Annotated in this window: 18 protein-coding genes; all 18 read left to right on the top strand. The window is 35.8% G+C overall.

Annotation, left to right across the window (positions count from 1 at the left end; all coding sequences use genetic code 11):
* Positions 1-6 precede the first annotated feature (6 nt).
* The 18 genes from PTA89_RS02250 (at position 7) to PTA89_RS02335 (ending at position 20382) form a co-directional block, all read left to right on the top strand.
* Entirely contained in the window at positions 7-1473 is a 1467-nt protein-coding gene (locus tag PTA89_RS02250; RefSeq protein ID WP_324177343.1) for a phage portal protein, read from the top strand.
* Positions 1451-1756: a ribosomal-processing cysteine protease Prp gene (locus tag PTA89_RS02255; protein WP_324177344.1), complete on the top strand. Its 306-nt coding sequence runs from the start codon at positions 1451-1453 to the stop codon at positions 1754-1756. The genes PTA89_RS02250 and PTA89_RS02255 overlap by 23 nt, the downstream gene beginning before the upstream one ends.
* 1 nt (position 1757) lies before the next feature.
* Positions 1758-2924, top strand: coding sequence for a minor capsid protein (locus tag PTA89_RS02260; protein WP_324177345.1), 1167 nt, complete (start codon positions 1758-1760; stop codon positions 2922-2924).
* A gap of 241 nt (positions 2925-3165) precedes the next feature.
* Positions 3166-3819, top strand: coding sequence for a DUF4355 domain-containing protein (locus tag PTA89_RS02265; protein ID WP_324177346.1), 654 nt, complete (start codon positions 3166-3168; stop codon positions 3817-3819).
* Between the two features lie 15 nt (positions 3820-3834).
* Positions 3835-4170: a hypothetical protein gene (locus tag PTA89_RS02270; RefSeq protein WP_324177347.1), complete on the top strand. Its 336-nt coding sequence runs from the start codon at positions 3835-3837 to the stop codon at positions 4168-4170.
* Between the two features lie 20 nt (positions 4171-4190).
* The gene (locus PTA89_RS02275) at positions 4191-5198 is read left to right on the top strand and encodes a major capsid protein (protein WP_324177348.1); all 1008 of its coding nucleotides are present in this window, start codon (positions 4191-4193) and stop codon (positions 5196-5198) included.
* Between the two features lie 11 nt (positions 5199-5209).
* The gene (locus tag PTA89_RS02280; protein ID WP_289147570.1) at positions 5210-5377 is read left to right on the top strand and encodes a hypothetical protein; all 168 of its coding nucleotides are present in this window, start codon (positions 5210-5212) and stop codon (positions 5375-5377) included.
* Positions 5378-5386: 9 nt separating this feature from the next.
* On the top strand, positions 5387-5707 hold the full coding sequence (locus PTA89_RS02285; protein ID WP_225365845.1) for a phage head-tail connector protein: 321 nt from the start codon (positions 5387-5389) through the stop codon (positions 5705-5707).
* Between the two features lies 1 nt (position 5708).
* On the top strand, positions 5709-6059 hold the full coding sequence (locus PTA89_RS02290; protein WP_324177349.1) for a hypothetical protein: 351 nt from the start codon (positions 5709-5711) through the stop codon (positions 6057-6059).
* Entirely contained in the window at positions 6052-6597 is a 546-nt protein-coding gene (locus PTA89_RS02295) for an HK97 gp10 family phage protein (RefSeq protein WP_324177350.1), read from the top strand. The genes PTA89_RS02290 and PTA89_RS02295 overlap by 8 nt, the downstream gene beginning before the upstream one ends.
* Position 6598: 1 nt before the next feature.
* A complete protein-coding gene (locus PTA89_RS02300; RefSeq protein ID WP_324177351.1) occupies positions 6599-6967 on the top strand; it encodes a hypothetical protein in 369 nt (122 codons plus the stop codon).
* Between the two features lie 8 nt (positions 6968-6975).
* A complete protein-coding gene (locus tag PTA89_RS02305) occupies positions 6976-7461 on the top strand; it encodes a phage tail tube protein (protein ID WP_324177352.1) in 486 nt (161 codons plus the stop codon).
* Between the two features lie 119 nt (positions 7462-7580).
* A complete protein-coding gene (locus PTA89_RS02310; protein ID WP_283473459.1) occupies positions 7581-7982 on the top strand; it encodes a DUF6096 family protein in 402 nt (133 codons plus the stop codon).
* Positions 7983-8068: 86 nt separating this feature from the next.
* On the top strand, positions 8069-8338 hold the full coding sequence (locus tag PTA89_RS02315) for a hypothetical protein (protein ID WP_095761569.1): 270 nt from the start codon (positions 8069-8071) through the stop codon (positions 8336-8338).
* A 24-nt stretch (positions 8339-8362) separates the two neighbouring features.
* On the top strand, positions 8363-14728 hold the full coding sequence (locus PTA89_RS02320; protein WP_324177353.1) for a lytic transglycosylase: 6366 nt from the start codon (positions 8363-8365) through the stop codon (positions 14726-14728).
* A gap of 16 nt (positions 14729-14744) precedes the next feature.
* Positions 14745-15104, top strand: coding sequence for a DUF6711 family protein (locus PTA89_RS02325; protein WP_095761567.1), 360 nt, complete (start codon positions 14745-14747; stop codon positions 15102-15104).
* A 12-nt stretch (positions 15105-15116) separates the two neighbouring features.
* Positions 15117-20219, top strand: coding sequence for a hypothetical protein (locus PTA89_RS02330; protein WP_324177354.1), 5103 nt, complete (start codon positions 15117-15119; stop codon positions 20217-20219).
* Positions 20212-20382: a hypothetical protein gene (locus PTA89_RS02335; RefSeq protein ID WP_324177355.1), complete on the top strand. Its 171-nt coding sequence runs from the start codon at positions 20212-20214 to the stop codon at positions 20380-20382. The genes PTA89_RS02330 and PTA89_RS02335 overlap by 8 nt, the downstream gene beginning before the upstream one ends.

Below are 20382 nucleotides of genomic sequence, written 5' to 3' on the forward strand. Positions count from 1 at the left end.
GATTATTTGGAGATAACAAACTTACTGAAATCTGCAGAACGTGGCAGTGAAGTAGCGATTGATGAAGAGTTAGTAGATAAACTAAATCCTAGTTTTGATGTAATTAACTATGCTATTAATCAACAAAAGAAACGTATTGAGCGTTTTGATAAACTTGAAGATTATTATGAAGGTAATCAAGATATTTTGAGCAAAAAGATATCTTCGTTTGACTACAATCAAAACGACAGCAAGGATACCAAAGTTATGGTAAACAATGCTAAGTATATTACTGATATCATGGTTGGTTTTACTACTGGCAATCCTATTTCAATCGCACCAGGTAAAGGTAAAAACATTCAACCTGTACTTGATACCTTTGAAGATATGGATATTGATGCACATAATACAGAATTAGAGAAAGACTTGTCTGTATTTGGCTGTGCTTATGAACTTTTGTACGTTCAAAAAGAAAATGAAGTATCTAAGGTTAAGATAGGCAAGATTGACCCTAGAGGTATAGTTGTTGTTACTGATGATACGTTAGACCATAATCCTTTATTTGCTATCTATTATCAAGAAAAACATGATTTAAATGGTGCAAGTAATGGATATCTAATAACGATTTTTACGAAGAAAAACATCATCACTTATCGTACTAAGGTAGGTAGCATACTAGGTGATAGTAACATTTCTTATAAGGAAGTCAGCAAGCACTACTTTAAAGACGTTCCTGTTGTTGCTTATCGTAACAATGAAGAGAAACAAGGAGACTTTGAGCAAGCTATCACTTTGATTGACGCTTATAACAGACTTCAATCAGATAGGCTTACGGACAAAAACAAGTTTGTTGATGCTATTCTTGCTATTTATGGCGCTACTCTTGATGATAGTGCAAATCTTAAAGATGGTGTACTTGAGTTTCCCGCTGGTAAAGGTCAAGACGGTGTAACTGCTGAATACTTAACTAAGACGTTAAGTGAGTCAGATACGCAAGTTTTAGCTAAAGCAATTGAAGATAATATCCACAAAACAACGTACGTTCCTAATTTGAACGATGAGAATTTTTCTGGTACTACAAGTGGAGAAGCAATGAAGTATAAGCTCATTGGTCTACTTCAAACACTAGCAACTAAGCAAAGATATCTAACTCGTGGTATCAGACGTAGATTACAGTTAGTACAAACATTCTTGAGCATTAAAGGTAATCAAGTTGATTGTACAGGGGCTAACATCACAATTAACCCTAATATTCCAGTCAACATGAGTAATATCATTGATAACATCAAGAACGCAGAAGGTGTAATTCCACAATTGATTGCTTTAGGTTGGTTACCTGGTACGAACGATCCACAAGAACTTGTTGATATGCTTAATAAAGAAAAAGAAGATAACATTAATCTTCAACAAAAGGCTTTATCATCACAAGAACCAGATAAGATTGTTGATGATAGTAAAGGAGATGTTAGCGATGATAATAGTAACGATATATAAATCGCCCACATCTGATGTGGGACTCGAAGTTATAGGTCATGCTAACTATGCGCCTAAAGGAAAGGATATTGTATGTTCTGCAGTATCAACGCTAGTACAACATACTATCTACAATTCAAAGTCACACGTTTATAGTAACGAAGATGGAAATTATAACGCTACTTTTGATTGTTGGTATGATAGAGATACGTATGTCCTACTCAAAAGCTTTCATCGTTCTATCAAACAATTAGCTAAGCAGTATCCAGACTATATAAAAGTTGTTGATGAGTATGAGATATAACTTGAGCAAACTAGACTACTGGCAGATTAGACAAATTGAAGAAGAACAGAAGACACAAGATGATGCTGCTGAAAAATTGGTAGCAATCAACAGAGCTTACACTATAGCTCAAAATTATTTAACATCAGAAACGTCAAGACTCTATCACAGATATTTTAGTCAAGAAACATCAGAAGAGTATATTGAAGATGTTTTAAATACTAAGATATCACCTAGTGAGCTAGTAACACTTAAGGCTCTAGCTGATGATATATCAGTTAAAGAAGATAAAGACTTAGTTGTAAGATATCTTAACCAAGTTTCAGCTAAAAGTAGGATAACAAGGCTAGATGAGTTACAACTCAAGGCTTATATATCTGCTAAGCAAGCTGGAGCGGTTGAGTTAAAGCAAAGTACAGACTTGTACACAAATGTTATCAACAGAGCTTGGGAACAAGCAGAAACAGAAAGCATAATCTACCAAACTAGAAAAGATTATGACTTATATCCTAAAGGTAACGTTCCTAAAGTTGATATTGAAAAGAAACAAGTTAAGATTGTTAATCCTAAGACATCTAAAACAGTCGCTAAGGTTAATGTAACACCAGATGAACCAATCAGAACCGTTAAGAAACTACCTAGTGAATACGTTCAAAAGGCACTAGATACTCAGTGGAATGGTGCTAGGTACTCAAAGCGTATCTGGAAAAATACAGATGATTTAGCTAAGCAACTAAAGGAGTTGTTTACTGCTCGTGAAATGTCTGGTATGACCGAAAGAGAAATAATTAACAGAATACAAGAACGTTTTGATGTAGGTAGATACAAAGCTTCAAGATTGATTAGAACAGAAGCTAATTTCTTTTACAATAAAACAAAATTAGAGTCTTGGAAGCAACGTGATGTTAAACAATATCAGCTTGTAGCGGTCTTAGATAATCGTACAAGTAAGATTTGTCGTAGCATTGACGGTAAGATTTTTGACGTTTCAGAAGCTACTATAGGTGTTAATTATCCACCGTTCCACCCTTTTTGTAGAACTGTAGCTACTATCTATCTTAAGAACTCACCTTATACAGGCACTAGAACTGCTAGGACTGCTGACAGGTCAAAAGAGTTTCAATTAAACCAAACTAAAAATTATAGAGATTGGGAAAAGATTGTTAAAGGTGGTAATGCTGATGCATAATTGTTGTGGTTGTGGGTGCTTAGTCATTATAGGCTTTATAGCAATTATATTTATTGGTCTAAGCATGATTTTATAATGATTTGACCTAGACAAGTCGTTAAACTATCTAAATCTAATGAGTGTATGATGTGCTTAAAACTAAATAGGAATTATCAGACGTTTTACATGGGCTTTTGTAGTGTGTGTAGAGCGTTATTTTTATGCCGTTTTAAGCGTGTTGTGGGCTAGAAAGGTGTTTTATATGAATTTAAATGAAGTACAACTAGATGAATTTTTATTTGATATTCAAGCATTCGCAGACGGTGGAGAAAGTGGTTCAGAAGATACAGGAGCTGAAAACACTGCTACAGATACTGATACTACTGATGAACCTACAAACGAAGAAACAGAGCCTTTTAAAGTGTTCAAGACACAATCAGAGCTAGACTCTTTTTTGGATAAGAAAATTCAAAAGGCTATTCAAACTCACGATGAGAAAGCCAAAAGAGAAGCTAAACGTAAAAGAGACTACAACTCTATGACTGATTTAGAAAAGGCTGAATATGATAAGAAACAATTGCAAGCACAACTAGATGAAGCTAACCGTAAAGCTACAATTGTTGAAAATCGCTCTAACATTCTTCAAAAGTTTGGCGAAGATGATATGCCAGCTGGTTTAATTTCTGTTTTAGGTAATGATTTACTATCAAATACAGAAGAACTAGACAAGGCTTACGACAACTTACATGATGTTTTCTTTGCATCGGTTCAAAAAGCAGTAGACAAACGCTTGGGTGATACATCTAGCGACTATCATGAAAGTTCTAAGACAAAATCTTCTGTTGGTAAAACAGTAGCAGACAAATTTAATCAACAAAATTCCAGAAAAGCATCAGATTTCTGGAGTACAAAATAATAAGGAGGTCATAAAATGGCTTATGTAAACGCTGATGTTAAAGTTAAAGAAACTAACTTTTTAGCATCGTCACACTATATTTCTTTTACTAAACAAGTAGATGATACAAACTATGCAGTTGTTACTGGTAAAGATGGACGTAAGGTAGTTCCAGCAGGTTCTGTATATCCTAGTAATGACGCTAAGGCAATTGGTATTACCTTAGATGAAGTTGATGTAACTAATGGACCACAACCAGTACCAGTTATCGTTGAAGGTTATATCAAGTCTAAAGCTTTACCAAAAGCTCCAGACGCAACAGCAATTACTGCATTAAAGGAAATTAAGTTTGTTGATAAAACAGCTGAATAAAATACAAGAGGTGAAAGTTAATGACAACAATCAATGATTTGTTTACACAATCAGATTTAATTGATTACACAGGTAATCGTCAATATCCAGAAATGCTAGGGGATACACTTTTCCCAGCTACAAAAATTAATTCTTTAAAACTAGACGTATTATCACGTCAATCTCGTGTTCCTGTTATCGCTAGTGTATCAGCTTTTGACGCAGAATCTGAAATTGGTAGTCGTGAAGCTGAAAAGACTGCACTAGAACTTGCATTAATTAAGCGTAAGATGCAAATCAAGGAACAAGATTTATACGCTATGTTAAACCCACGCACTCCAGCAGAATTAAATTACTTGAAGAGTAAGGTTTATGCAGACTTTGACGCTTTAAATCAAGGTATTTTAGCTCGTGTTGAAAAGATGACTATGGACGTTTTAGCAACAGGTAAAACTAAGCTAGAAAATGAAGATGGTTCATTGAGTATTGAACTTGATTATAAAGTTCCAACAGAACATCAAGAAGCATTATCTAAGACATGGGACGCAGAAGATGCAACTATCTTAGATGATTTAATGCGTTGGTCTGATAAATTAGATGTTGCTCCAACTCGTGCTTTAACATCACGTAAGGTATACCGCAAAATCACAACTAACCCTAAGATTATTCAAGCAGTGTACGGTAACTCTACTAGAGTTTTAGGACAAGCTGACTTTGACGCATTCATGCAAGCACAAGGCTTACCAGTAATTCGTACATACGATGCTAAATATCGTGATGCAAATGGTAAACAACACCGCTATTTCCCAGAAAATCGCATTGTATTGATGAATGATGACATCTTAGGAAACAAGGTTTATGGACCAACTCCAGAAGAATTAGCTTACTTCGGTGGCGATGTATCCACATCTAGCGCTGGCAACGTGTTTGATATGATCTACACTGAAACAAAAGACCCTATTGGAACATGGGAAAAGGCTTCTGCAGTTGCTTTACCAGCTTTCGCAGCGGTCAATGAAGTATTTCAAGGCAAAGTCCTACCTGATTAAGGAGGAACAACATGAAAGTTAGAGTGATTTCTGATATGCCTGTTTATCATAATGGCAAACGCTATGAGAAAGGCACTGAGTTTAGTATCGCTAAAGATTACTTTAGAACTGATATTTTTGAAGAGTTAGTTGATGATACTGAAACTGAAGAAGAGACTGAAAAAAAGTCTAAAAAGTAGGTGGTTTAATTGACACCAGAAGAAATTAAACAAACTCAGTTAGACAAACTTTACAAAAGGCTAGATGTTGAATCTAGTGATGAAGTCCTAGCTGATTGTTTTGATGACGCTATTCAACTATGTTTGGACTATACAGGTAGAGACAGATTAACTATGCCTGTTGCTATATCTGCCAAAAGATTAGCAATTGTTATGTATAACCAACTAGATGATGAGGGTGAAACTAAGCGCGTTGAAGGTGGAGTAGAGCGTGATTTTGAAACTGGTATTCCAGCAAATATCAGAGCAAGTCTTAATCCTTACAGAGTTGTAAGAACAAGGAGACTTTAACATGCGTTTGCGTAGACGCGATTTAACTACCGTATATTTGAAAAAGAAAGTAGCTACAACAGACGATGAAGGCTATGAAATTGTAGGTTGGAGTGAACCTGTTGAAGTTAAGATGAATGTTCAAAATGCTGGTGGAACAGTCAACGCTCAAGTATATGGTAAAAATCTACAGTATATCAAGGCTTGTAAATATCAAGGCGAAGATATTGTAGAAAATAGAGATGAAAATGTTGGTGTGTGTTTGTTTTCTGATAAAGACAGTGAACCAGATTACAAAATAATTTCTATTCAGACCTACAAAACGCACAAAAATATCATGCTCGAAAAGATTATAGGTAATAGCAATGATTAGTTATGAGATACATGGTTTAGATGAATTAGTATCTAAGCTAAACAAATTGCCAGAAGCCTTAAAAAATTCTGTAGCTGACTCAGAAGAGCTTTTAATTGAAAAAGCTGAAGGATATGCACAAAGAGAACTCCAATCTAGTGTTAAGTATTCTAGTGGAGAGTTAGCCAGAAGTTTTAGACATGAAATAAAGATGAGTGATAACTCAGTCATTGGTCGTTGGTGGAATGTAGACCCTGTAGCAATCTATAGAGAATTTGGTACAGGTAGAAACGGTGAAATGTCCCCTAAAAATTTGCCAGAAAATATAACTATTAGTTATCGTCAAACACCGTGGTTCATTCCTGCTGATAAAGTAGACGTTGATTTAAATGAGCTTTATAGAATGCCTAAAATCAAGATTAATGGCAAGACTTATTATCGAACTAACGGACAAATTGCTAGACAATTTGTCCAACCTTCAATTGAGAAAGTCGCTCAAGAAGCGCCAGACATCTTTAAGAATAATCTTAATGAGAGATTTAGAGAGTTGAGTGATTAGAATGGAAATATACAACGTTAAAGCTCTCATAAACAAAACTTTGAGAGATTTAAACTATTTTAAAGTTGTTTCACCTAAGTATCCAGATGAAATGACTACCTTTCCAACTGCAGTATTTTCAACCGCTCATAATGCTTATGTTAGAGATTGGAAAGGTCAAGAAACGGATACAGAATGGAATTTCACGATAGATTTATTTAATAAAAATGGTTCTTTAACAGACGTTACTAACAAGCTCATAGACAAATTTAGCTCTATGGGCTTCTCTAATACTGTTGGAGACCAAGACTTGAGTGGTGTTGTCAGAGTAGCAATTACATTCACTGGAATTGTGGACAACGTCAACAAGCGTGTATATCAGAAAGGGTGAAAGAATTAATGGAAAAATTTAATTTACAAAATTTTGCTGGTACAGTTGACGCAAGTGAAGGGTTGGCTGGCACTGGTACTAAGGTTGAAGTAAAATTCAATGGTACTGCTGAATTTGTTGAAGTTGCTGATGTTCGTACTATTCCACAAATGGGTGCAGATACACAAAAGATTGACGTAACAACATTAGCAGATGATCGCACAAAACAAATTGAAGGTATTCAAGGCGCTCAAAACTTACAATTCCAATTAGTTTATAAAGGTAAAAACTTCAAAGACTTACAAGCACATTCTGGAGACCGTAAGCAACACGATTTCAAAGTAACATACCCAGATGGTTTAACATGCACATTCAAAGGCTCTTATGTTGTATACGTAAACCAATTATCTACAAACGCAGCCGTTCAATTTAACATGAACGTAACTGTTTCTGATGGTCCTAACTTTGATACAACTGGTGTTACTGCTACTCCAGGTGGAGACGGCGGTCACTAATTAAATAGAAAAGTTAAAGGCTACAGGTTCGACTCCTGTAGTCTTTTTTAGATTGCTTTGAGAAACGGTTTTCTATGATAAGTAATCTAATAAAAAAATATTTAAAGGAGCGTGGCAATATGGCTACAGCATTAAAAAAAGGTAAACAATTCAAATTAGGTGATTTAAATTTAGATTTACGATTAACAGGTAAATCTGTAGTAAGTATTGAAAAACGTTTAGGCAAGTCTATCATGAACTTATTTATTGATGGACGTGGTGGGGATAGAATGCCACCAGTCAACGAAGTATTGATTATCCTACAAGGTGCAAATCAAACACACGGTGTATCAGACAAGGATATTATCACTAACTTCGATAAATACTTTGACAACGGTGGAGACACATTATCACTATTCAATGTAGTTATGGAATTACTTGAAGAATCTGGTTTTTTCGGCAAGAAGGACAAGGATACGAAGACAAATTCGGAATCGGAAACATTGGACGCAACAACAACGGAAGAGGAAACGACTCTTTAAAAACATACAACTCAGTTACTGAGTTACTTGAAGACATCTATCCAATAGCAGTACAAGCTGGTATAAGAGCTGATGAGTACTGGTATATGACGTTAGATGAAATCATGATGCAAACAATGGCAAACACTAAACGACAACAAGAAGAGATTGTCACAAGGGCTAGAATGGACCATGAACTAGCTCAATTAATGGCTTACGCTTTGAATGAACCTAGCAAAATGCCTAGTCCTGAAGAAGCATATCCATTCTTACGTGATTTTGAGCCTAAAGAAGAACCTGTTCCAGACTGGAAGAAAGACCAAATGGAATTGATGCTACAAGCTCAAAAGATTAAACACGCAAGAGAAAATAAATAAATTATAGAAAGGTGGTGGGGTAACGTGGAACTTGAAGAACTTGAAGTACGCTTTAAGGCTAACTATTCTGATTTTTTTGAGAAAACTCAAGAGATGGCTAGTAGAGTTAGTGAACAGACCAAGAGTCTAATGGATAAGGTTCAACAGTTCTCTAACGAATATGAAAATGCAATGTCTAACTCTATGAGCAAAGTGAGCCAAGAAGCACAACGCTCAGCGGATACAGTCGCACAAGCAGAAAACACAAAACAACAAGCCTATGAACAGACTAAATACTCAGCAAATAGCACTGCTGATAATATTAAAACTTGGTCTGATGAAGTTGTTTCTGCTAACAGAAGAGTAGCTGACTCAACTAGTGATGTTAAACATCAGTATGAACAATTAGACTTGTTTTCTTCTGCAGGTAATTTCGGTCAAAGTAATTCTAAAGTAGCTGATGAAGCTAGAGTGAATATGGATAAGATTAGAGAATACCGTCAAAACTCTGCTAAAGATTGGGCTGAGTTTAACCGTCAAAATGCAGAAACACCACAACAAGTGAACTTACGTAGAATGAGAGCTACTGAAGGCGATGTTGATTTTGGTATTGATGAGTCTATTAGATCACAAACTGAAAAAGTGCGTATCGAAATGGACGATTTGATTGATACTATCAACTCTAAAATGGCACAAGCTAAACATGCTCAACGACAAATTCAAGAGCTTACTATGCGTAAGAATGCTTTAGGTAATTCTGATAATGACAAGATTAAATCTTATAAGTTTGACACTCAAATACAAGATGCTCAAGTTAAGATGAAACGTTACCAGACACAAGCCGAAAACTTAGCTCGCTCTATGCGTGATGAGTTTAATGAAATTCCTAGTGCGTTGAAGAAAATTAGCGATGCAATGGAACGTAACGAAATGGCTATCAATGAACAGAGAAAATCTGTTGGAGCTTTAAAGGAACATTACGATGCTTTAGTTAAATCTTCAAACGGTAGAAGCACAAGAAGTATAAGTAATGTTGCTCGTGAGTATAACAAACAAAGTGCAGAACTTGATAGATTGATAGCACGTCAAGATAAGTTAGCTACATCTTACTCATACGTTGAAGAACGTGGAAAAGGTTTAGACTCTGCTTTATCTAAGATTAGTACAGACTTAGGTAATGAGTCTGCTAAGGTTAATAATCTAGGCAATTCATTCAAGAAGTTAAGGTCTGGCTTATCTAGTGCTAGACAATCAATAAGTAACTTTAACAGGGGCTTGTCGTCAATGAATAGCTCTAGTAGAGCAGTATCCAGAACAAATGACGGTTTGAACAGATTGCGTTTTACGCTTAGAATGCTAGCAAGCCAAATTGTTGTGTTTACTTTGATGTATCAAGGAATAATGATGATGGCTAAAGGGTTCGGTATGGCTTTAAAGACTAATACCGAATTTAGTAGAAGTCTTAACAATATCAAAGTGAATATGATGACTGCATTCTATCCAATCTATAGTGTAGCTTTACCTGCTATCAATGCTTTAATGCACGCTTTAGAAAAAGTTACTGGTTGGATAGCTCAGTTCACTAGTGCTTTAACTGGAATGAGTTTGAGTGCGTCCAGAAGTGGCGCTAATGGCTTGTATTCTCAAATTAAGGCAATGAATGACACTGGTTCAGCGTCCAAAAAGGCTAGTGACTCAGTTAAAAAAGCTCAACAACAACAAGCTAAAGCAGTTCAAGAAGCTAATAGACAAATTGCAGAAGCTAACAAACAAGGTGCTGCAGCAGTCGCAGAACAAAACGCTAAGATTAAAGAAGCTAACAAACAAGCTCGTGAAGAATTTGAAGCTACTAAGAAAGCTAACGAAGACTTGAAACAATCTCTAATGGGCTTTGATGAATTAAACGTATTGTCACAAGATGATAATAAGGATAATAGCAAGTTTCAAGAACAACCATTAGAAAAATTCACTCCACAAGAAAAACAATCAGCTCCAGATAGTGATGATTATGATTTAGGTGGAGATGGCGGAGCTAGTGACCCAGACGCTTTAGACTTTGCTTCTGCTCCGCTAAATGCTTTCCAAAGTGCTATTGACTTTGCTAACAAGCTCAAGAAAGTTCTAGGCGAATTATTCGACCCTATGAAAGAAGCTTGGGACGCTAAAGGGCAAGTAGCAGTAGATGCTACTAAGTATGCTTGGAAAGAACTTGAAAGAGTTGCTAGTGATATTGGCAAATCATTCATGAAAGTTTGGACGAATGGTACAGGTAAAGAAACTGCTGAGAACTTGATACAGTTATATGCAGATTTACTTAATATCATTGGCGACATTGGTAGAGCATTTGCTCAAGCTTGGGAAAAAGGCGATGCTGGAACTAAGTTAATTCAATCTCAATTTGACGCTTTAAATGCCGTTTTAAGATTAATTCACGACATAGCCACATCGTTTAGGAATGCCTTTAATTCTGGTATTGGTGAAAGCATATTTAGTAATTTGATTAGATTAGGAACTAACTTAAATAAGATCGTTGAAAATATTGCCGTTCAATTTGATAAAGCATGGAAACATGGCGATGTAGGAACATCAATATTTAAGACTTTATTAGGTATGGTTAATGATATAGTCAAAGTCTTAGCTGATATGGCTGGATATACTGCTAAATGGGCTAAAACACTTGATTTTACACCGCTATTGAAGTCTATTGATAACTTGCTTAAAGCTATTAGACCAGTTACAAAAGACGTGTGGGACGGTCTAGCATGGGCTTATGAACATGTATTACTACCATTAGGCAAGTTCACAATTTCTAAGTTATTGCCAGATTTCTTTAATTTACTGGCGGCAGCTTTAAAAGTTGTTCATAGTGTAATTACTGCTGCTAAACCGTTATTATCTTGGTTATACAAAGATTTTATTGTTCCTATTGCTAAGGTTGCTGGTTTTGCGATTACAGGAGCGTTGAAACTCTTGACTGCCGCATTGGAAGGATTATCTAGTTGGATAGATAAACATCAGAAAGCTACTGAAGCAATCACTGCTACTTTAGGTACATTATTTGGGCTTAAGGTCGCAGTAGGAGTAATCAAGAGTATCAAAGATTTTGCTGATGTTTTAGGCGCTACTGCTTTAGTTAAGTTTGATAACTTAAAAGAAGGCTTTAGTAGAATGTCTAGCATTGCTAAATTGTCTTGGAGCGGTGTTAAAACTGGTGCAGGATACCTTAAGAACATGGCTTCAATTACTTGGGAAAAGATAAGTACAGGAGCTTCAGTACTTAAAGATATAGCTTCAATGTCTTGGACTAAGGTTAAAGACGGTGTTGATTATTTAAGAATTATCTCAATGTTAGCTTGGGATAAAGTCAAAGCTGGAGCAGATTATTTAAAGATTATCTCACTGATAACATGGGATAAGATTAAAGATGGTGCTGACTACTTGAAGATTGTTTCAATGCTAACTTGGGACAAAGTAAAGAGTGGCACTAGTGCAATTAAGAACGTTGCTTCAAATATGCTCACTTGGGTTAAGAACTCTAAACTAGTTACTGCAGCACAAGCAGCTTTAAATCTAGTGTTAGACGCTAATCCAATTGTCTTAATTGTTGCTGCTATTGCTGCTTTAGTTGCTGGTCTGGTATTACTGTACAAGCATAATGAGAAATTTAGAGAGTTTGTAAATGGAATTGCTAAGCACATATCAGAAGGTTTAGGCAAAGCTTGGAAATGGTGTAAAGAAGAATGGGGAAAGATTGGTTCTTTTATCAAGCACCCTATTGAAAGTACAAAAGATTATTTTGAAAAAGATGGTACTTTTGGAAACAAAGCACTTAAATTCTTTAGCAAAACTAAAGACAATGTTTCTGAGTTCCTTGATAAACATTGGTCGAAAATTAATCCAGCTATGTTAAGCCCTGTTTTAGGTGTTGTCACTTGGTTCTTGAAAGATACCACAATGGGCAAGAGCATTACTAAATGGGCTAAAGATTTGCCTGGTAAAGCTAGTGATTGGTCTAAGGACGTTGGCTCTAAGATAGACAAGAACATTACTAAAGCTAAAAAGACTATTACTAAAGCTGGAGCTAATGTTGGTAAATGGTTCTCTGGATTTATAAGTGATACTAATAAGACGGTTCAAAAATGGGCTGGAGATATTGGTTCTAAAGTAAATTCAGCAGTTGATAAAGGTAAGAAATTAGCTACTAAAGCTGGCAAAAAAGTCGGCGAATGGACTACAGATTTCAGAGATGAAGCTACCAAAGCTATTAATAGTTGGGCTAGTCAAGTTGGTTCTAACGTTAATAACGCTATAAACCACGGCAAGAAGTTCGCATTAAAAGCAGGGGACAAAATTCACGAATGGACTACCGCCTTTAGAGAGTCTGCCAATAAGACCTTTAGAAATTGGGCTAGCAAGATTGGCGATGTAGTCAATGGCGGAACTGATAACAGTAAACAAGGCGCTAATAATGCTGGAGAAAAAATTCATACTTGGACAACTGATTTTAGAGATAGAGCAAATCAAACATTTAGAGATTGGGCTTCAAGAATTGGCGACTATGTAAATTCTGGTTCTGACAATTCAAGAAACAACTCTACAAATGCTGGTAATAAGATTTCGTCCTGGGTTCGTTCATTCTACAACACAGCTAACAACAGTTTCAGAAGTTGGGCTTCAAACATTGGGGGACATGTTAACTCTGGTGTTAATAATGCTTCGTGGACTATTAGAAATGCTGGTAACAACATTGGTAGATGGATACGTGAACATCAACCTGGAACATTAAGCTCTATTGGTAGTTGGGCTAGTGGTATTGGTGGAAAAATAGCTGATAACATTTTAGGCGGTAAATGGCGCATCACTAGTGCAATGAATACAATTAAACATGCTATTGTTGACCCTGTTAAGAGCGCAGTTAATAGCGTTGGTAAAGGTGTCAACTATGTATTGAATAAAGTTGGTGCTAGCACTATGAGTTGGGGTTGGTCCTATGCAAATGGTACTGACTATCACCCTGGTGGACCTGCTATCGTTAACGATCAACCTGGCGATGTATACCGTGAAAGTTATCAATTGCCAGACGGTAGACAAGGTATTTTCCCAGCGGTAAGAAATCTGCCTGTTATGTTGCCTAAAGGTACTAAAGTCAAGAAAGCTTCTGATACTGCAAGTGAATTATTTGATAAATTCAGCGCTTTAATGCCTGTTAAAAAGTACGCTGGCGGTATTGGTTCATTTGACTTAGATCTTAGTGGTTTGAGCAATCTTAACTTTAATCTTGATTTAAGTGATTTAGGTAAGCTTGATTTCAGTAATCTGTTTAGTGGAATTGATTTTAGTGGATTTAACTTTAACTTCGATTTTGGCAACCTGTTTAGCGGTTGGGGAAATTTGGGTAACTGGTTCGGTAATGTCTGGAGTGGTGTAACAGACGCACTAGATGAGATTTTAGACGATATTACGCACCCTGGAAAATTGATTGATTATATCTTCAATAAATTCGTACCAGACGACTCAAGTGTTACTGGTGGAGCTAGACGTATCTTAGACGGAACTAAGCAACGTGAAAAGAAAGGTATGTTTGACTGGGCTAAGAAACTTTTACAACAGTTTGGCGGTTCAGAAAAACAAAATGGACCTGGTGTTGAAGGCTGGCGCTCTGCTTTGAAAAAAGCTTTGAGAAAGAACGGCTTACCAACTAACGCAACTTATGTAAATGCTTGGTTACGTCAGATTGCTACTGAGTCTGGTGGTAATGAGCATGCTATTGGTGGTAATGACGGTTTAGCTGATGGTAATGCTACTGGTCTGTTACAAACAAAACCAGGAACATTTAACTCTTATGCTTTCCCAGGACATCACAATATCATGAAAGGCTATGACAATATGCTTGCTGCTATCAATTACGCTAAAAATCGTTACGGTGCTACTGGTATGCTTAGTGTTATCGGTCACGGACACGGTTATGAGTTAGGCGGTTTAATTGATAGAGATGGTATGTATCGCATTGGAGAAGGTAACAAGCCAGAAATGGTTATACCTTTGACAAACGTACCTAGAGCAGTTGAATTAATGAGTCAAGCCGTAGACTTTATGAGTTCTAACTTCGGTCATGGTTTACAAATGCCAGACAAATTAACTAGAACATTGAGCTTTAGTGATAGCTTTAACAGAAGAGATAATAATCAAGGTAGTTTCTCAAATCAAGGCTTTGGTTTGAATAACTTAGGACCATTGCTAGTAAATGCCTTAGTTCAAGCAATGCAAATGACAGGCACAAATCAAAATCAACAAACAAATCAACCACTTGAAGTTGTATTGCAAGTTGATAGCGATAAGCTTGGAACTGCTGCTATTAAAGGTATTAATTCTGTTAACCAAAAGAATGGTAGAAACATGTTGAATTTGTAATTGGAGGAATGTATGAATGTACTATTTGAAGATAAATGGCACAAAGGTCAAAGCCCCTAAGGAAATGACGGTGCTAATTCAAGACATAGACGCTAAGGCAACTCGTGACGCAACTGGTTTATTGCATCGTGATAGAGTAGCCACAAAAAGAAAAATAACTGCTTCTTGGACTCCTTTGACAATTCAAGAATGTAAGGAAATTTTAGACGCAGTTCAACCACAATTTTTTAAGTGTGAGTATTTAGATCCTATGGACGGAACTATTAATACTCGCACTTTTTATGTTGGAGATAGAACCGCTCCAGTGTTGAGCTTTAACAACGAAACTCAAGAACATACTTGGAACGGTCTACAATTCGATTTGATTGAACAATAAGGAGGTGATAGCTTGTACAAACAATCTAATGAAGCTAAGTTAGCTTATCAGTCAGCAGAAAGAACGCTTGATATTGTTGTAAATGTTAATGGTGTTGATTATAAAGCTACTGATATTGAACAATTTGACTATGACTCTGGCGGATACACTGGGGATACTTTTAGTATTGGTTCTACTTATGAAAACAACATAACAGTTAAATTCATTCATTTAGTTGAAGGCTTAAAGCGTGGAATGATTGTTAAACCTAGAATAGGAATAAAGCTACCTAGTGGAACATTTGAGTATACTCCGTTGGGTGTTTTTATTATTGCTGATGAAATTCAGATGGATAGAAACAACAATTCTACAACTATCAAGGCTTATGACAAGTTTGTTGTAATGGAAGGTCAGTATGTTTCTAAATTGACATACCCAGCTAATGCAGTTGATATTATCACTGAAATTGCTCAAATGTGTAAGGTTGATGTTAATACTGATGATTTAGCTCATTTACCAACAATTAAAGTATCTAAAGCTATTACTAAACAATCATATAGAACTGCTATAGGTTGGATAGCTCAACTTTATGTAGGTTTTGCTAGTTTTGATAGAAATGGGAAACTCACTATCAGACGTGTAGCAGAACCTAATTACACGATAGAACCAAGTGAGTATGAACAACAAGGCTTAGTTAAAAATGAAGCTCCTTATATCATAGGTGGTATTTCTTGCAATGTTAATGTAGTTGAAACAACTAATAATGGCGAAACAAATGAAACAACTCATAAACTACATTCTGGTAGCGTTAATGGTAGTCAAATTGAGTTAACTAACGATATCATGACACAAAGTTTATTAGATAGTATTTGGGATAGCTTGAAATCAATCACTTTTTATCCATTTTCATTAAATTGGTTCGGTAACCCTGCTATTGAAGCTGGAGATTGGCTTTCGCTTAAAGACATGAAAGGTAACGTATTTATTGTTCCTAACAATGGATACACAATATCTTTTAACGGTGGCTTATCTTCAACATCTAAAGCAGACCAAAATGCAACAGACTCAGGTACAGTTAAATACACTGGAGAACTCACTAGAGCAATTGAGAATTACTCAAGGCGACAAGCTCCAGGCGGTACTAACATCTACACTGATGTTAAAGAACCAACAGACGCTAAGTTCAATGATGTTTGGTTCAAACCTAATGGAAATAGCACTGAATTGTGGATATTTGAACGACAAGCAGATGGTTCTGGAAAGTGGGTTAAACAACCAGTAAATGGCGAAGTTGAGCAAAAAATAAACGATGCTTTAAAAGAATTTGACGAATTGGATAAGAGTTTTAAAGATAATGCAAATGCTCAATCATCTACTAATGAATTGATGAAATCACGAATTGACAGTATATCTAATCAGATACCTAATTTAAGCGATGAAATTAGTAGAGTTAATGGCAATGTAACATCACTTAAAACTCAGACAGACAGAGACCGTCAACAGTTACAAACAACGTCGCAAAATTTAGACCAAGCACGACAAGACGTACTATCTAATAGCAATAGAATTGATAAATTGACCGTTGATTTAGATAGTGTGAACATTAATGTGAATAACGTCAATAGCAAGGTAGACAATATTAAAATTGGTGGGACGAACCTTGTAAGAAATAGTGGCAATCCAAAGGTCACTGATGGTTGGGCTATCGGTGGAATGAGTAACGACAGGGAGCTCATCGTTTGGTCGCACTCCTTTTGGAAAAATGCACAAGAAAACTTATTCTCGCTGTTTAACCGTGACAGCAATGAAGTTTATATGTGTTCTAACAGAGTAAACGTTGAACGTAATACCAATTACACATTGAGTTATTGGGCTTTTGAAGATTGGCGTGTTGTTTCGAGTGATACGTATTTCTTAGGTAGGAAAAATGGCGAAACCAGTGATTTTACTAAAATAACTCAATTAGTGACAGATCGCGTATATTCGAGTGAAAAAGCTGAATATGTCACAGTTACTTTTAATACTGGCGAGATTGATGAAGGCTATATCAGATTTGATAATAATGGAAGTAAAGAAGTCGGCAAAGATGCTGTTTTATTTTTAGCCAATATCAAACTAGAAAAGGGAACTATTACAACAGATTGGTCTCCAGCTCCAGAAGATGAAATTGAACGTGTATCACAACTTAAAGTTGATTTAAATGGTATCAATGCAACTGTAGCAACTAATAAGGGCGATATAGCACAGATTAAGCTTACTGAAAATGGTATGCAACAGTCTATCAAAGACGCTCAAGGTAATATTTCAACGTTACAAAACGACTCTAAGCAATTTAAACAACAATTTCAAAACATCAATGGCAGTATAGCCACAATAACTAACACCGCTAATTCATTGAGTTCTCAACTATCTACTAAAGTTGGTACAAGTGAGTATAACTCTTTTAAAAATCAGACTGCTCAAGAACTGAGAACTAAACTAACGTCAAGTGATTTAAATGGATATGCTAAAAGTGCTGATGTCAAAGTGTCGGTAGATGGTCTAAATGCTAGGTTTGATAATTTGAATGTTGGTGGAACTAACTTAATACGAAATTCAGCTCATGACCCTAGTAATTTAGACCATTGGACAACCAATAATGTAGGAAGAGTGCTTTATTCTACGCATTCACATTTTAGAAATGGCACTACTAAAATGTTCTTTTTAGATAACAAATCTAATCAAGAAATGATACTACAAACAGAATATATTGATATAGAACCAGACACTGATTATACGCTGAGCATGGTGGTATTTGGTGCTAGTGGAGTATCTAGTGGTGATGTATTTTATAACATTAAATACAAAGATGGTAGTAATGCTTTATTTAATGTTGATAATAAATTTAAATACAATATATCTAATGCTGAAAGAAAAGTATATAAGTTTCATACAAGCCCTAATTCAAGTGGGAGCCCAGCAACACAGGTATTTATTCGTATAGATAACAACGGTATAATAACTGGTTACAGTAATGGAACTAGCATGTTAGGCGATGTCAAACTAGAAAAGGGAACTATTGCAACAGACTGGAGTCCTTCTCCAGAAGATATGACTGATAAAATTGAAGTTGTATCTGGTAAAGTAACTGCTAACTCAAACGAATTTAGTACTGTATATGCCAAAATTACTAACGCAAAAAATGACGCAATCAACGCTATTAAAGGTGATAGCCAGTGGCAGTCAATGGGAAAGATAGTAACTAATGCGTCATTTTTACAAAACGCTAATGGTTTTGCTCAAGAAGTTGTTAGAACAGCTACACCAATGATTGAAGGTGGTGGGATAAACCTATTACGTAATAGTGGCAATTCTAAAAATATTGATGGTTGGACTATTGGTGGAATAAGTAACGATAGGAAGCTTATCGTTGGGTCACACCCCTTTTGGAAAAACAATCAAGAAAATCTATTCTTGTTAATTAACAGGTCAACTAATGGTGGTGAAGCTACATTTAGTAGCGACAGAATTAAGGTTGAACGTAATGCCAATTACACATTGAGTTATTGGGCTTTTGAAGACAGTTATGTGCCAAATTCAGACACATATTTCTTAGGAAGAAAAACTGGAGAAACATCAGATTTTACTGTTATAAAGCAGTTGGTGAGAGAACGTAAATATTCGGGGTCACACGCTGAACATGTTGCTGTAACATTTAACACTGGTGAGTCTGATGAAGGATATATTAGATTTGATAATAATGGTAATACTGGCACGCAAAGTGCGCTGTATATAGCTAATATCAAGTTAGAGAGAGGAACAGTACCAACAGACTGGAGTCCTGCTCCAGAAGATTTAGCAACTAAGCTACAACTCAACCAAGTTATCGATACAGCAGATAGCCACACACGTACTATCACTGATTATCTGACTGGGAGCAATAGTAGGTTCGTCCAGATGGCTAACTATCTTAATATGAACGTTGGTAACAGCAGTGTATCAGTGAATGGTAATGGTGTAATGCTTGAAGGTAATAGGATAAAAATCACAGGTAAGACATTGATTGATGATGCAGTTATTCTAGACGCTTTAATAAAAGATATCAATGCTAATACGATAAAAACAAAAACACTAGACGCTTCAAAAATAAACGTAACGAACTTGAACGCTAATAACATCACTTCTGGGACAATCAGTGGAACAAATTTAAACATCAATCTGGATAGTGGCAATGTGTCATTTCAAAGCGGACACATACACGATAGCAATAATTATGTTGATATAAATATAGACCAGAAATATATATCAACTTCTGATAATTTAGGTAGACTTTTATTTAAAGGAAGTTCATTACAAATTGCTGGATACAATATATTTGATGAAACTGATGATTATTATCTAAAAATAAGCAACGGTTTAGCGGGAGGCAGTTATAGAGGAGCTAACATAGTAGGACGAGATTACATTGCTATAGCTAACAAAGCCAATTATTTAGGCGATTATTTAAACATGAGAATAGATTTTTCTGGTTTGGCAGCAGGGAAAAGTAATACTGGTTGGCAACCAACATTAGTAGGCGGAGCTGATAGAGGAGTTTTGATAGCTGGTGGAAATGCTTTTTCGAGTAACTATGCTATTGGTTCTTCACCGTTCATTGCAGTAGGGACGAATAATGATGGTCCTAGCACTTTAGGTGCTAGAGAATGGTATGGAAAGAATATTGTAATTAACGGTGAATACACTTATATTCCTAGTTCTTATAATAAAACAACTAGTTCAGCATCTAATGTTTTTGTAGATAGTAATGGTATTTTAATGCGTTCAACTTCTGCATCTAAATATAAGAGTGATATATCACGTACTCATGATATGGACTATGGTAATAAATTACTTGAATTGCCTATTGCTACTTGGATAGATAAAGCAGAGTTTGAAAGATATGCTAAAAAAGAAAGTGAACAACCGCCAATTAGACACTTTGGAATGATTGCTGAAGATTTAGCTGATGTAGGTTTGGAAATGTTGGTAACACGAAATGAAAGTGGAGATCTTGAAGGTATTCAATATGACAGAATAGCTCCAGCTTTAATACCAGTTATCGCAGATTTAAAGAGAAGATTAGAAAATTTGGAAAGGAAACAACAAGCAAATGAATAATGTAAACATGAATACAGTAGCACAAAAATTAATCAACAAATTAGCAGTAGCAGAATACAACAATACCTTGCTAGAGGCAAAGAACGAAGAACTTGAAACTGAAGTTCAACGTTTAAAAAATGAATTAGAAAATAACAAAAAAGATGAAAAGGACGGCGAATAA

This window comes from Ligilactobacillus salivarius (assembly GCF_035231985.1).
GTDB classification, from domain to species: Bacteria; Bacillota; Bacilli; order Lactobacillales; family Lactobacillaceae; genus Ligilactobacillus; species Ligilactobacillus salivarius.